This window comes from Ensifer sp. MJa1 (assembly GCF_037026475.1).
GTDB lineage: Bacteria > Pseudomonadota > Alphaproteobacteria > Rhizobiales > Rhizobiaceae > Ensifer.
In genome coordinates, this window is sequence record NZ_JAKUMO010000004.1 from 201,639 (window position 1) to 214,580 (window position 12,942).

General features: G+C 62.2%; 16 protein-coding genes. 6 read left to right on the forward strand and 10 right to left on the reverse strand.

Features of this window, described 5'->3' with window-relative positions; translation table 11 throughout:
• Nucleotides 1–13: 13 nt before the first annotated feature.
• The 8 genes from flgG to MKZ91_RS07980 all read right to left on the reverse strand — a co-directional run bounded on the left by flgG (nt 14) and on the right by MKZ91_RS07980 (nt 5,603).
• Complete coding sequence (gene flgG, locus MKZ91_RS07945) at nt 14–802, reverse strand: flagellar basal-body rod protein FlgG (RefSeq protein ID WP_336169771.1); 789 nt, start codon at nt 800–802, stop codon at nt 14–16.
• An 11-nt stretch (nt 803–813) separates the two neighbouring features.
• Nucleotides 814–1,155, reverse strand: a complete 342-nt coding sequence (locus MKZ91_RS07950) for a flagellar hook-basal body complex protein FliE (protein ID WP_336169773.1) — start codon at nt 1,153–1,155, stop codon at nt 814–816.
• Complete coding sequence (gene flgC, locus MKZ91_RS07955) at nt 1,155–1,574, reverse strand: flagellar basal body rod protein FlgC (protein WP_336169776.1); 420 nt, start codon at nt 1,572–1,574, stop codon at nt 1,155–1,157. The genes MKZ91_RS07950 and flgC overlap by 1 nt, the downstream gene beginning before the upstream one ends.
• A 5-nt stretch (nt 1,575–1,579) precedes the next feature.
• Nucleotides 1,580–1,960, reverse strand: coding sequence for a flagellar basal body rod protein FlgB (flgB, locus tag MKZ91_RS07960; protein ID WP_057248268.1), 381 nt, complete (start codon nt 1,958–1,960; stop codon nt 1,580–1,582).
• A 168-nt stretch (nt 1,961–2,128) separates the two neighbouring features.
• Nucleotides 2,129–2,686 carry a flagellar protein gene (locus tag MKZ91_RS07965; RefSeq protein ID WP_336169779.1) on the reverse strand — a complete coding sequence of 186 codons (558 nt, stop codon included), beginning with the start codon at nt 2,684–2,686 and terminating at the stop codon, nt 2,129–2,131.
• Nucleotides 2,686–4,077 (reverse strand): flagellar protein export ATPase FliI, encoded by a 1,392-nt coding sequence (gene fliI, locus MKZ91_RS07970; protein WP_336169781.1) that lies wholly within the window; start codon nt 4,075–4,077, stop codon nt 2,686–2,688. Before fliI ends, MKZ91_RS07965 begins: the two co-directional genes overlap by 1 nt.
• A gap of 18 nt (nt 4,078–4,095) precedes the next feature.
• Complete coding sequence (gene flgF / locus MKZ91_RS07975; protein WP_336169783.1) at nt 4,096–4,821, reverse strand: flagellar basal-body rod protein FlgF; 726 nt, start codon at nt 4,819–4,821, stop codon at nt 4,096–4,098.
• 2 nt (nt 4,822–4,823) lie between these two features.
• Nucleotides 4,824–5,603, reverse strand: a complete 780-nt coding sequence (locus MKZ91_RS07980) for a DUF1217 domain-containing protein (RefSeq protein ID WP_336169785.1) — start codon at nt 5,601–5,603, stop codon at nt 4,824–4,826.
• A gap of 182 nt (nt 5,604–5,785) precedes the next feature.
• On the opposite strand from MKZ91_RS07980, the gene motA reads away from it, so the two are divergent.
• The 6 genes from motA (at nt 5,786) to MKZ91_RS08010 (ending at nt 11,168) form a co-directional block, all read left to right on the forward strand.
• The gene (gene motA / locus MKZ91_RS07985) at nt 5,786–6,664 is read left to right on the forward strand and encodes a flagellar motor stator protein MotA (protein WP_336169786.1); all 879 of its coding nucleotides are present in this window, start codon (nt 5,786–5,788) and stop codon (nt 6,662–6,664) included.
• Between the two features lie 3 nt (nt 6,665–6,667).
• Nucleotides 6,668–7,612 carry a FliM/FliN family flagellar motor switch protein gene (locus tag MKZ91_RS07990; protein ID WP_336169787.1) on the forward strand — a complete coding sequence of 315 codons (945 nt, stop codon included), beginning with the start codon at nt 6,668–6,670 and terminating at the stop codon, nt 7,610–7,612.
• Between the two features lie 24 nt (nt 7,613–7,636).
• Nucleotides 7,637–8,329, forward strand: coding sequence for a flagellar motor switch protein FliN (gene fliN / locus MKZ91_RS07995; protein WP_336169789.1), 693 nt, complete (start codon nt 7,637–7,639; stop codon nt 8,327–8,329).
• Between the two features lie 29 nt (nt 8,330–8,358).
• Complete coding sequence (gene fliG / locus MKZ91_RS08000) at nt 8,359–9,390, forward strand: flagellar motor switch protein FliG (RefSeq protein WP_336169791.1); 1,032 nt, start codon at nt 8,359–8,361, stop codon at nt 9,388–9,390.
• Nucleotides 9,391–9,645: 255 nt separating this feature from the next.
• On the forward strand, nt 9,646–10,722 hold the full coding sequence (flhB, locus tag MKZ91_RS08005; RefSeq protein WP_336169793.1) for a flagellar biosynthesis protein FlhB: 1,077 nt from the start codon (nt 9,646–9,648) through the stop codon (nt 10,720–10,722).
• Between the two features lie 5 nt (nt 10,723–10,727).
• Nucleotides 10,728–11,168 carry a hypothetical protein gene (locus tag MKZ91_RS08010; protein WP_336169795.1) on the forward strand — a complete coding sequence of 147 codons (441 nt, stop codon included), beginning with the start codon at nt 10,728–10,730 and terminating at the stop codon, nt 11,166–11,168.
• A 182-nt stretch (nt 11,169–11,350) separates the two neighbouring features.
• On the opposite strand, the gene visR is transcribed toward MKZ91_RS08010, so the two are convergent.
• Complete coding sequence (visR, locus tag MKZ91_RS08015) at nt 11,351–12,091, reverse strand: transcriptional regulator VisR (RefSeq protein WP_336169797.1); 741 nt, start codon at nt 12,089–12,091, stop codon at nt 11,351–11,353.
• Nucleotides 12,092–12,103: 12 nt separating this feature from the next.
• Nucleotides 12,104–12,844 carry a transcriptional regulator VisN gene (visN, locus tag MKZ91_RS08020; protein WP_336169799.1) on the reverse strand — a complete coding sequence of 247 codons (741 nt, stop codon included), beginning with the start codon at nt 12,842–12,844 and terminating at the stop codon, nt 12,104–12,106.
• Nucleotides 12,845–12,942 lie beyond the last annotated feature (98 nt).

Below are 12,942 nucleotides of genomic sequence, written 5' to 3' on the forward strand. Positions count from 1 at the left end.
GCCCCTCTTTTCGTTACCGGAGGTTCTTGCTCACCGTGGCCGCCATCTCATCGGCCGCCTGAATGATCTTGGAGTTCATCTCATAGGCGCGCTGCGCCGAGATCAGGTCGGTGATTTCCTTGACCGGATCGACGTTGGACGCCTCGAGATACTTCTGCTTGATCTGGGCGAAGCCCGCGTCTGCCGGGGTACCGACGATCGCATCGCCGGAAGCCGGCGTCTCCTTATAAAGGTTTTCGCCCTGCGGCTCGAGGCCGGCCTCGTTGACGAAGTTGGCGATCGTCAGCTGGCCAATTTCCTGCATTGCCGGATCGTTGCCGATGCGCACCATCACCTGGCCGGAGCTGGTGAAGGCGATCTCGGTCGCATCCTGCGGGACCGTGATGCCCGGAACGACGGTGTATCCGTCGATCGTCACCAGCTGCCCCTGGGCGTTCTTGTTGAACGCACCGGAGCGTGTGTAGACCGTTTCACCATCCGGCGTTTCCACCTGGAACCAGCCGCGGCCGATCAGCGCCAGGTCGTAGTCGTTGCCGGTGTTGACCAGGCTGCCCTGGATGTGAAGGTTGCGCACGGCCGCCGTCTGCACGCCGAGGCCGATGATCGCGCCTTCCGGAACGATCGCCTGGTTGGAGCGGTTCGGCACGCCCTGGGCGCGTTCGGTCTGGTATAACAGATCGGAGAATTCGGCGCGCGCGCGCTTGTAACCGGTGGTGTTGATGTTCGCGATGTTGTTCGCGATCACCTCGAGGTTCAGCTGCTGGGCGTTCATGCCGGTGGCGGCGATGGAAAGGGCCTTCATGTGTCGTTCCTTCAGATCTGCATGCGCGCGATTTCGAGGTAGGCGGAAACCACCTTGTCGCGAATGGCGATCGCGGTCTGCAGCGACTGCTCGGCGTTCATGACGGCATCGACCACTTCGCGGGTGTTGGCCTGGCCGCGGATGCCGTCGAGCGATGCGCCTTCGGCCTTCTTCATCGCGCCGACGGCATCGCTCGCCATGTCGCCGAGAACCGAGGCGAAGCTCTGCCCCTGCGGCACACCAGAGGTGGCTGCCGGCATGCCGAAGAGCGACGAGGACGAGGATGTGGAACGCGTGCCGTCGGCCTCTTTGGTGACCGAGAACGCGCCCAAGGATTTAACTGCATCGATCATTATTGCGAGGCTCTCAACAGGTCGATTGTCTGGGAAATCAGGTCGCGGGACTGCTTGATGGTCTGAAGGTTCGCCTCATAGGCGCGGTTGGCTTCGCGCATGTCGGCCATCTCGACCAGGATGTTGACGTTCGGCAGCTTGACCATGCCCTTCTCGTCGGCGGCCGGGTTGCCCGGGTCGAACTCGATGCTGAAGTCCGAATCATCCGTGCCTTGCCGCTCGATCTCGACCAGGGATGCACCGCTTGCCCGGTCGACTTCGGCCGCAAAGCTGATGGTCTTGCGACGATAGGGATCAGAGCCCGGCGTATCGCCGGTGGAGCGGGCGTTGGCGATGTTCTCGGAGACGACGCGCAGACGGGTCGACTCCGCCTGGAGGCCGGAGGCCGATACCTTGAGGGCCGAGGTCAATGGATCCATGGTTCTTACTTCCGTACCGTCATCAGCATCATTCGGTGAAAGGCCTTCACCAGGCCGGCGCTCAGTTCGTAATCGCGCTTGATTTCGCCGGTCTTCATCATTTCCTGCTCGATCGCGACGCTGTTGCCGGACTGCTGGATCTGCACGCCGTCGACCATGCCGACTTCGGCAACCTGCGACGCTTCGAGACCTTCGGTGAAATGTGCCTTGTGGGTCGCCGCCATCTGCATGCCGGTGTCCTGCAGCACGCTTTCGAACGGCTTGACGTCCTTGGCCTTGTAGTGCGGCGTATTCGCATTGGCGATGTTGCCGGCCACCACGTTCTGGCGAACGGTCAGCCACTGGGCCTGCCGGGACGCGAGTTCGAAAAGCTGAATCGGTTGCATCAAAAGCTCCATGCTTGGTGATGCGAACCTAGGCCGGTAATCTTGCGTGGGACTTTCGTCGGAAATGCCGGCGATCAGAACACGTCGCACGACGCCTGACCCAATCGGGCAGGCACTGCGCGCCCGAAAGGACGCGCAGATCTCAGCGATGCGGAAAACAATGGAGGGTCAGTCGGCCTTGTAGATTTCGCCGTTGGACGTGATCATCACCCAATGGCCATCGCGCTGCTCGAGCGTGGCGAGACGGCTGTTGTCAGGCAGAACCGAGCCGACGCGAACGATGTACATGCCGCTGGCATCCTCGATCAGGGCGCGGCCATTGGCGACATGCATCAGCTTGAATCCCGACTTGCCGCCGGGAAAGGGCTGTGACAGCCCCTCTTCCGCCGCCGCCCCTTCCGGGGCCGGACCGCCGCCAATGCCGGGTACCGACGCGGTCGTCAACTGGTCGATCGCGGCAAGCGTCTCGCCGTCCGCATCGGGCATCGCCAGCGGCGAGACCGAAACGACGCTGCGGGCCGCACGTTCCGGCAGGTCGCGGGTCGAGCCCTGCCAAAGCGGCGGCATGGTGAACTTGTCCTGGTGGAAGAAGGCATACCAGGGGAAGAAGGTCGCAAAAGCGGCAAGCGCGACGCCGGTGGCGGCGAGGAACTTGTCGGTCATCGGCATGCGGCTTCGCCTGCGCTGATGAACCATCTCGTCCGCATCGTAATCGGTCACGGCCATTACCTCGCTCTCGCGCCCGGTTGATTGCCCATCGCCGCCGCCTTCAAAGCATTGGCAAGATCGGCGAAAGCGTCCTGCGCCGGGCGCTCCCCGGCGGTTTGCGTCAGCACCTCATAGATGACCGGCACCTGCTTGATCGCCATGTCGAGGTCGGGATCGCCACCGGGGCGATAGCCACCGATCAGGCGAAGGTCGCGGGTCTCCTCGAAGCGATGAATGAGCGCCTTCAGGCGCGCCACGAGCTTCTCCTGATCCGGCGTCCATGCCTTGCGTGCAAGGCGCGAGATCGAGGCGAGCGGATTGATCGGCGGGTAACGTCCTTCCTCCGCAAGGCTGCGTTCGAGCACGATGTGACCATCGAGAATACCGCGCGTCGAATCGGCGACCGGATCGTTGTGGTTGTCGCCATCGACGAGAATGGAGATGATCGCCGTGATCGTGCCTGATCCTTCCGTGCCGGGGCCGGCACGCTCGAGGAGACGCGGCAGCTCGGTAAACACCGAGGCCGGATAGCCGCGTGCGATCGGCGGCTCGCCGGATGCCGTCGCCACTTCGCGGATCGCATGGGCGAAGCGGGTGACGCTGTCGACGATCAGCAGCACGTTGTCGCCATTGTCGCGATAGTGCTCGGCGATGGTAACGGCGGTCAGCGGCGCCATCTTGCGCAGCATCGGGCTTTCGTCGCTGGTCGCCACCACCGCAACCGACTTCGCAAGATTGTCGCCGAGCGTATCCTCGATGAATTCCCGGACTTCACGGCCACGTTCGCCGACGAGCGCGATCACCACCTTGTCAAAGGCGTCGGCCCGCGCCAGCATCGACAGCAGGGTCGATTTGCCAACGCCGGAACCGGCGAAAATGCCGAGGCGCTGGCCAAGGCAGAGCGGCGAGAAGATGTCGATTGCCCTGACGCCGGTCAGAAAGCCCTTTTCCACCCGCTTGCGGCTCATCGAGGGCGGCGCGGTATTGGAGATCGAGCGGCGCACGTCGCCCTGCAACAGAGGTCCGAGCCCGTCGATCGGCTCGCCAAGCGCATTGATGGCGCGACCGCACCATTGATCGGTGGGGGCGACGCGAAACGCTCCCTTGCGGATGACCGTGTCATGGATGCCGATCGGATCGCCGGGCTCGATCGGGCAGACCACCACCCGCTCCGGCTCCACCCGCACAACCTCGCCGAGATGAGTTCCCGTCACGCTCTTGTGGGCGACGAAGTCTCCGAGACGCACATGCCGCGACAGCCCGGTCACCGTATAGTGGCCGGGCGAGATCGTCTGCACGTGACCGCCAGGCGCGATCGAGAATTCGGGCTTGGCATAGCGCTCGACCAGACCGGCAAGTGCCGCCAGAGATGTCGATCCCGCGCTTGTGTTCTGGCCTTCGCGTTGCATGCCGACTCCCGTCAGAAATTATCGGCTGCCGCCAAGCGTCTTGACCGCTTCCTCAAGCGATCCCTCGCTGTCGCGCAACAGGGCTGTGATGTTGTCGAAGGCGCGGGTGACCATGATCAGCTGCGACATTTCCTGGACGGCATTGACGTTGGACTCCTCGAGGAAGCCCTGCATGACGCCGACGTCGAAGCGGTCGACCACCGGTTCCGGCTGCATGGCCGGCTGGACGGCGCTGTTGTCGAGGCGGACGAAACCGTTGCTGAAATCGGCCTGATAAAGGCCGAGCGAGGCGACCGCGACACCGTTCTGATGCAGCGCGCCATCGGCACCCACGGTGATTTCCCCGCCGCTACCGTTGAGCTGGATCGGAGCGCCGCCGGCATCGAGCACCGGATAACCGCGAATCGTCACGAGATCGCCGGTGTCGGTCAGCGTGAAGCGTCCGTCGCGGGTCAGCGCCAGGCCAGCCGGCGTCTCGATCTGGAACCAGGCATCGCCCTTGACGGCGAAATCGAGCGCCGAACCGGTACGCGTCAGCGAACCGTTGCTGGTGTTCAGGAACTCCTCGCCCTTGCTGACATAGGCGACCTTGGCCGGCTTGGTATCGCCGAGCATCTGGTTGAACTTCACCTCGGTACCGCGAAAGCCGATGGTGCCGGCATTGGCGATGTTGTCGGCAAGCGTGTTCAGGCGCTTCTCAAGCGCCATCTGCGACGAAATCGCGACGTAAAGACCGGTCTGCACGTTCACTTGCCCCCGAGTTTCAGGCTGTTGATGGACAGGAGAAGATCGGAAGAAATGCCGTAGCCGCTCGATGAGCCGAAGACCGCGAGCGGATCGTAACCGTCCGTTGAATTTTTGACTTCCCAGAGTGCCGTAAACCGGTCGAGAAACTCGGCCAGCTTGGTCGGATCCTGGAAGTCCTTGAAGTCGAGCGCCTTTTCGTAGGTCTCGGCCTGACGATCGACATTGGTCGCGGCGAACTCGTCGGGTAGCTGCAGGGCCGTGCGCACCACCTGGGCCAGAGCCTCGTCGGCGATGATGGCGTAACCGGTGTCGATGGTCGGCGCCATGCGCGCGAAGTAAAGAGCGAGCCGGACGCCAGCATTCTCCTCGCCGGCGTTCTGCTCCAGCGTCTGGCGGGCATATTTGTCGGCAACACTTTTTTGCGCCCGGTCGAAGGACGTGGCCGCCTCGCCATGGGCAGCGAAGTTCAGCGATTCGACGAGCTGCTTGTAGCGACTGTCGGTCAGCTTGTTGGCAAAGGCGTCGTCCTTGTCGACGCCTTCGGTCAGTACCTTGCGCATGAAGGCCTTGGCATAGGCCATGTCTTCGAGACCATGGGCCCTCATGGCGTAATTGTAGAGCCTGGTATCGGCGAAGAAGTCATCGATGGTTTTGACGTCGCCGATCTTCGACAGGTAGTACTCTGTCTCGCGCGCCACGTCCGGCTCTTGGGCAACGCGGGCCAGCGACTTGGTCAAGTCGGCCGTTATCAGCTTGTAGCTCGTATAGGTCGTGGTCACGATCGGTCCGCCCCTCAAGGAATGAGCAGGCAAAGCATAAGCCTGCCTTGCCAAATCCTGACCGGAGAGCCTTGCGCGAACCTGTTCCGCACAACGGTTGCATCGCACCGCACCGGCCAGCCTCACGCAAGGATGAAACCGTATCCCGTTAGCGGAAAATAAGATCGCGACAGGTATCGAATATGAATATCATCATCGGACTTCTTGTGACGTTCGGCTGTATTCTCGGCGGCTATTTGGCCATGGGCGGCCACATGGAGGTTCTCAACCAGCCTTTCGAGCTGCTGATCATCGGCGGCGCGGGCATCGGCGGCTTCATCATGGCCAACTCGATGAAGGTGGTGAAGGATACCGGCAAGGCACTCGGCGAAGCCTTTCGCCACAAGGTGCCGAAGGAGCGCGAGTATCTCGACACGCTCGGCGTTCTCTACTCGCTGATGCGGGATCTGCGCACCAAGTCGCGCAACGAAATCGAGAGCCACATCGACAATCCGGAAGAATCCTCGATCTTCCAGTCGGCGCCGACGGTCGTGAAGAACAAGGAACTGACCGCCTTCATCTGCGACTATGTGCGCCTGATCATCATCGGCAACGCCCGCTCGCACGAGATCGAAGCGCTGATGGACGAGGAAATCCAGACCATCACCCACGACAAGATGAAGTGCTACCACGCGCTCAACACCATGGGTGATGCCTTCCCGGCGATCGGAATCGTCGCGGCCGTTCTCGGCGTCATCAAGGCCATGGGCGCGATCAGCGAGGCACCCGAAGTTCTCGGTGCCAAGATCGCGGCAGCACTCGTCGGTACGCTGCTCGGCGTGTTCCTCTCCTATTCGATCGTCGCGCCGCTCGTTGCCAACATCAAGTCGGTGCGCGAAAAGCAGAACCGGCTCTACATCATCGTCAAGCAGACGCTGCTTGCCTATATGAACGGTTCGGTGCCGCAGGTCGCACTCGAATATGGCCGCAAGACCATCTCGGCCTACGAGCGGCCGTCGATCGACGCCGTCGAGCAGGAAATGATGAACCCCGGTGGTGGCGGCGAAAGCAAGGCGGCCTGATCCATGAAACCCGCAGCATCAAACGTTCACGCATTCGACCGGAAACTTCTGGCCCGCATGACCGGCGCGCTCGGCGACGACCGGGTGATCGGTCGCCTGGCGCTCGATCTCGGCCAGGTCTTCGGCGAATTCCTGCCCGACATGTGCCGGGCAGAGACAGGCCTCGACATCACGATCGGTTATGCCGGTTTCCGGACGGGGCTGCGCAACGAGTTGGTCGCCGGCCTTGGCGCCGGCGTGCTCGTCAGCGACGCGTCGCTGCGCAACTGGTGCGCGGATTTCCAGATCGGCTGCGACAGCCCGATCATCATCACGCTGGTCGAGGCGCTGCTCGGCGCCGAGCCGGCCGGGATCGAAGAACCGCAGCCGCGCCCGCTCTCCCACATCGAGATCGACGTCGCCGTGCCGCTGTTCGAAAAGATCGCCGACGTGCTGCGTACCGCCGTCAACGCGCCGGGCGGATTCGAACCGATCGTCGAGCGTCCACTCAACAGCACCGCCCGCCCGAAGCCCGATCCGATGATCGAGGATGTCCATGCCGGCGCCATCGACATGACGATCGGCTTCGGCCCGGTGCTGTCCACCTTCTCGGTCATCGTTCCACAGAGCGTGCTGCTCAAGACCACGATCGTCTTCCCCAAGGGCAGCGGCCAGCAGCGCAAGGCAAAGACCGAGTGGACGGAACAGCTCGAGGAACAGGTTCGCCGCTCGGCCGTGACAATCGAAGCGCGGATTAAGCTCGAGAGCCTGACGCTCGAAACGATCAGCCGCCTGCAGCCAGGCGATGTCATTCCTTTCCACGACACCCAGGATGTTCGCGTCGACGTCAACGCCAATGGCCGCGACCTCTATGTCTGCGAATTCGGGCGGTCGGGGTCGAAATACACCGTCAGGGTCAAGGATACCCACGGCTCCGAGCAGGACATCCTTCGCCACATCATGAGTTAAATCGGCCTGCCGCGCATTCGCAGCATGCCTGAGGCAAGCTTCAACTGGAATAGTTCTCACATGGCACCCAAGAAAGCACCCATCAACGAACAGGCCGAAGCCGCTGTCGGAGACATGGAACTCGACCAGGCAATCAATGACCTGCGCGGTGTTCTCAAGCAGGATTCGGATGCGCCGGCCGCCTTCGGCTCGGAATTCGGTAGCGATTCCCTTGGCACGACGACGGAGTTCGGCAGCGAGTTTGGCGCACCCGCCGCCGGCCTCGACGCTTTCGGCGGCGATTTCGGCTCCAGCGACTTTGGTTCGGGCGACTTTGGTTCGGGCGACTTCAGTTCGGGCGATTTCGGCTCGGGCGACTTCGGCGCCGGCTCTGTATCGAGCGACTTCGGTGGCACCGATTTTGCGGCAACGTCTTTCGACAGCTCGGAAGCAGCCATCGATGCGCGGCCCGGCACGGGCATGACCGCCAATCTCGACCTGATCATGGATATTCCGATTGACGTCCAGATCGTTCTCGGCAGCAGCCGCATGCAGGTTTCCGGCCTGATGAACCTCAACGAAGGCGCGACGATCGCACTGGATCGCCGGATTGGCGAACCGGTCGAGATCATGGTCAACGGCCGGGTGATCGGTCGCGGTGAAATTACCGTTCTCGAAGGCGACGATACCCGCTTCGGCGTCAAACTCATCGAGATCAAGGGCAGCAAGCAGGCATAGAGCCCCATGACGGGGCGAAGGATAAATCCATGATGGATTTCGAAAGTTTCGAGGCTCAGGCGCTATCAAGGCCGCTCAGCCAAACCGACAAGGCGGCGGCCGTCCTGCTTGCCATGGGCAAGGGCGTCGCCAGCAAGCTCTTGAAGTTCTTCACCCAGAGCGAACTGCAGTCGATCATCGCCGCGGCCCAGTCGCTGCGTGCCATTCCGCCCCATGAACTGGAAGCGCTCGTCAACGAGTTCGAAGACCTCTTCACCGAAGGCGCCGGTCTGATGGACAACGCCAAGGCGATCGAAAGCATCCTCGAAGAGGGCCTGACGCCGGACGAGGTCGACGGCCTGCTTGGCCGCCGCGCCACGTTCCAGTCCTATGAGGCCAGCATCTGGGACCGCCTGCAGGAATGCGACCCGGTCGCGGTTTCGGTGCAGCTCGCCAAGGAACATCCGCAGACGATCGCCTACGTATTGTCGATGATGCCTTCGAGCTTCGGCGCCAAGGTCCTGCTGCATCTTTCCGAAGAACAGCGCCCGGACATCCTGAAGCGCGCCGTCAACATGAAGGACGTCAACTCCAAGGCGGCCGCAATCATCGAGAAGCGGGTCATGGAAATGATCGGCGAGATGGAAGCGGAGCGCAATTCGGCGGGTCCTGCCAAGATCGCCGAAGTCATGAACGAACTCGACAAGCCGCAGGTGGACACCCTGCTTGCATCGCTCGAATCGCTCAGCACCGCATCCGCCAACAAGGTGCGCCCGAAGATCTTCCTCTTCGACGACGTGCTCTACATGCCGCAGCGCAGCCGCGTACAGCTCTTCAACGACGTATCGACGGACATCATCACGATGGCTCTGCGCGGTTCGACGGCGGAGCTGCGCGAATCGGTGCTCGCCTCGATCGGCGCACGCCAGCGCCGCATGATCGAATCCGACCTCTCGATGGGCGATGCCGGTATCAATCCGCGCGATATCGCGATTGCACGGCGGTCGATCACCCAGGAAGCCATTCGCCTGGCGGCGAGCGGCCAGCTCGAGCTGAAGGACAAGGACGCGCAAGCGGCCTGATCCGGTTCTCGGCAGCACAGGAGCCGGCGCGTGACGCCGGCGCTCGATCGGAGCGTCCGCCGTCCGCGGGCGCCGCCACTCCCGCTTTCCGACAGTATTTTCTGTTGAGCCTCGGCCACAGCCGGGGCGCCACCCTTGCCTGCATGGCCTTGCCGGTCCACTACAGGGAGCAGCCAGCGCAAACAGGGTGCCTCAGCATGCTGTGCACCCGATCCGATGCACGAGGCTGTGGCGGAAACCGGGAGCCTCCTGTTCATGTCGGACGATCAGGACAAAGACAGCAAAACAGAGGCTCCGTCAGAGAAGAAGATCTCCGACGCCGCGGACAAGGGAAATGTGCCCTTCTCTCGCGAAGCCACGATGTTCGCCTCGACGCTTGCGATCTACATCTTCTTCGTCTTTTTCCTCGCCGACGGCGTCTCCACCATGGCAGAAGCCCTCAAGGACATCTTCGAGCAGCCCGATGCCTGGCGACTGGAGAATGCGACCGACGTCGTGGCGCTGATCACCCACCTCGCCTGGAAATCGACCGCGCTGCTCGTTCCCGCCTTCGTGCTGCTCCTGGTCTTCGGCGTTGGCTCGTCGATCTTCCAGAACCTGCCGCGCCCGGTCCTCGACCGCATCCAGCCCAAGCTGAACCGCGTGTCCCCGATCGCGGGCTTCAAGCGCATCTTCGGCGTCCAGGGGCTCGTCGAGTTCGGCAAGTCGCTGTTCAAGATCATCATCGTCTCGGTAGTCGTCGTGCTGGTGCTCTGGAACGACTATTTCGCCACGCTCGACCTGATGTTCTCCGATCCGGTCACGATGTTTTCAGCGATGTCGGGAGATCTCAACGAGATCATGATCGTCATCCTGTTTGCCACAGCAGTGCTCGGGATCGCCGACCTCTTCTGGTCACGGCACCATTGGTACACGGAGCTGATGATGACCAAGCAGGAGGTGAAGGAGGAAATGAAGCAGGCGCAGGGCGACCCGATCGTCAAGCAGCGCCTGCGCTCGATGCAGCGTGACCGGGCGCGCAAGCGGATGATCTCGTCGGTGCCGCGCGCAACGCTTGTCATCGCCAACCCGACCCACTACGCGGTCGCCCTGCGTTACGTCCGCGAAGAAAACGACGCACCGGTCGTCGTGGCGATGGGACAGGACCTCGTCGCGCTCAAAATCCGTGAAATTGCGGAGAAAAATGGCGTTCCGGTCTTCGAGGACCCGCCACTCGCACGCTCCATGTTTGCACAAGTCTCGGTCGATAGTGTGATTCCACCCGTGTTTTACAAGGCTGTTGCCGAACTCATTCACAGGGTGCATGCGTCGCAACCAAAACGGATGACATAACTCCGATGAAAAAGTGCGAATTCTCCGAGAAACGGGAACAAATCGTCGCCGAAGCAATCCGCCCTGTGGCAACCGAGCTGCGCCTGATTGACGCCGCCGACTTCATCGCACTCTTGCGGTTCGAGTCCTATGCCAGCCTCGCCGATCTCGTCGAATCGGCCGCCGAGCTCTATTTCCTGCCCGGCACGGTGAACTTCGGCCTTGGCGGCAACTACAATCTGGACTGGGACAGCGAGCCGGAGATCGTCCTCGACCTCGAGCTCAAGCCCCGCGGCGTCACCATTTATGTCCGTCTGTCGCTCGGCAACGAGACCGCCGGCATCGAGATCAGCCACATCAGCTTTCAAACCCCCTCGTCCGATCCGGACGAGAACACGGCTTTCCTGGTCAAGAGCCTGGAAGACGCCAAGTTCGTCAAGTCCTACGAACTGCCGCTCGCCAGCTGAGCGGCCGATCCGGCGCGGTCAGGGCTGAAGCAGCGACGCCCTGACACAGCGTGGTCCAGGATGCTGTCAGCGCAAGTGAGCCGGACCTTGCTGGAGCGGTTGTGCGGCGGCTATGCGATCGCGACATACAACAACCAGCGACTTGAATCGCCGGGAGCGTATCTGAAAGATCGCAGCGTGCTTTAGCTGATGTAGCCGAGACGGATCGCCTTGGCGATCGCCTGGATCCGGTTGACCGAGTCGAGCTTGGTCGTCGCTGCTCCCAGATAGGCATTGACGGTGTGGACCGACAGGCCCATGCGCTCGGCGATCTCCTCGCTGATGTGGCCATCGCCGGCCATTTGCAGGCAAGCGATCTCACGATCGCTCAAGGTTTCGGCCGGGGCCAGGCGCTTCTCGTCCGCCGCCAGCAGATCGGTCATGATCATGCAGCTGCGCCCGTGCAGATCGACCACCTGCTCCGTTGAAGCATCGACATAGCTGCCGGCAAAGACGACATAGCCGTTGCCCTGAGCACCAAGCCTCACGGGAAAGGCGATGCCGGAATAGGGAAGCTTGCGCCCCTTCAACCGGTGCGCAAAGGGTGCAAGCTCGGAAACGTCGGCCGCCTGGTGTTCGCCGGACCCATTCCAAAGGACCGGCAGCAGCGATTGATCGAGATGGGCAACCAGCTCCTCGCCATAGGCGCCGACAAGATCGTGGGCGTTGGCCTCGGCCGACAGACCCCAATTATCGAGCACGCAGGTCAGCTTGCGCACGGTTCCCTTGCCGTTGAGGCGAAAGACGGCAAAGTGCTTGGCATTGATCTGCCGCTGCATGGCCTGCAGTCGCGTAATCAAGGTTGCGGCGCGCGCCGCGCGAGTGCCTTGCCTTGCCTGCTTGTGATCGTCCTCGATCCGGCCACCGCCGAGAAAATGCGTCATTTCGCCCGATCCTCACACAAGGTTGTTGCGCACCGCGTAGGCGATCGCTTCGGATCGCGTCCGGGTCGCGGTCTTGCGCATCACGCTGGTGATGTAGTTGTTGATCGTATTGCGGGAGATCCCGAGGATGACCGCGATTTCTTCGCTTGTCTTGCCCTCAGCAATCCAGAAGAGGCATTCGAGCTCGCGTTCGGTGAGCTCGAAATCCCGGTCATGGCGCACTTCGGCCCGTGTCGTGAAGCTTGCGAGATAGCCTGCCAGCAGCGTGACGTCACGCAGGCTCTCCTGCGACAGGATCACGTCCTCCGGAACCAGCAACATCAGCGAGAAGCGCAGGCGACCAACGTTGAACGTGATGGCACAATACTCACGGCTGATGCCGCGTGGCAGATCGGTGTTGTCGGGCAAAGCATGGAAACACGGCTGCAGGACGGCCATGCATTTTTCCAGTTCGGTGGTCTTGGCATGCAGTGCGGTGATGACGCCCGCGAGACGCCGAACCACATCGAAGGGCCAATCGGAGCAGACGACGAAGTCGAGACCGCTGTCCTGGGAGAGATCGTAGCGCGCCAGCAGATAGTGGCTCGCACCAACATATTCCGTCAGCGCCGCAAGACCGCTGCCGAGTGCGCCCCGACCGGCGATTTCACCCAGCCGTCGCAAAAGCTGCTCGCGCGAGAGACCGCCGCCGCGCACACGTGCCGGTGCCGTCGGCAAAGGCCAGACAGCAATGTCTGCTTGCGAAATGTCCATGAGTTCTGCCCCTGTGCCGCATCCACATCCCGGAACTGCACTTGCACTGTCGCCGCCAACAGCCGGCCGAAGCCGAATATCACCACCAGTCGCAGATC

Coding starts and splice junctions, on each gene's coding strand:
- MKZ91_RS07990 (WP_336169787.1), top strand. CDS start 6,668: ATGAAACCCGCAGCATCAAACGTTCACGCATTCGACCGGAAACTTCTG.
- fliI (WP_336169781.1), bottom strand. CDS start 4,077: ATGCAACGCGAAGGCCAGAACACAAGCGCGGGATCGACATCTCTGGCG.
- MKZ91_RS07950 (WP_336169773.1), bottom strand. CDS start 1,155: ATGATCGATGCAGTTAAATCCTTGGGCGCGTTCTCGGTCACCAAAGAG.
- visN (WP_336169799.1), bottom strand. CDS start 12,844: ATGGACATTTCGCAAGCAGACATTGCTGTCTGGCCTTTGCCGACGGCA.
- flgB (WP_057248268.1), bottom strand. CDS start 1,960: ATGCAACCGATTCAGCTTTTCGAACTCGCGTCCCGGCAGGCCCAGTGG.
- fliN (WP_336169789.1), top strand. CDS start 7,637: ATGCCTGAGGCAAGCTTCAACTGGAATAGTTCTCACATGGCACCCAAG.
- visR (WP_336169797.1), bottom strand. CDS start 12,091: ATGACGCATTTTCTCGGCGGTGGCCGGATCGAGGACGATCACAAGCAG.
- flhB (WP_336169793.1), top strand. CDS start 9,646: ATGTCGGACGATCAGGACAAAGACAGCAAAACAGAGGCTCCGTCAGAG.
- MKZ91_RS07965 (WP_336169779.1), bottom strand. CDS start 2,686: ATGGCCGTGACCGATTACGATGCGGACGAGATGGTTCATCAGCGCAGG.
- MKZ91_RS08010 (WP_336169795.1), top strand. CDS start 10,728: ATGAAAAAGTGCGAATTCTCCGAGAAACGGGAACAAATCGTCGCCGAA.
- motA (WP_336169786.1), top strand. CDS start 5,786: ATGAATATCATCATCGGACTTCTTGTGACGTTCGGCTGTATTCTCGGC.
- flgC (WP_336169776.1), bottom strand. CDS start 1,574: ATGGATCCATTGACCTCGGCCCTCAAGGTATCGGCCTCCGGCCTCCAG.
- fliG (WP_336169791.1), top strand. CDS start 8,359: ATGATGGATTTCGAAAGTTTCGAGGCTCAGGCGCTATCAAGGCCGCTC.
- flgG (WP_336169771.1), bottom strand. CDS start 802: ATGAAGGCCCTTTCCATCGCCGCCACCGGCATGAACGCCCAGCAGCTG.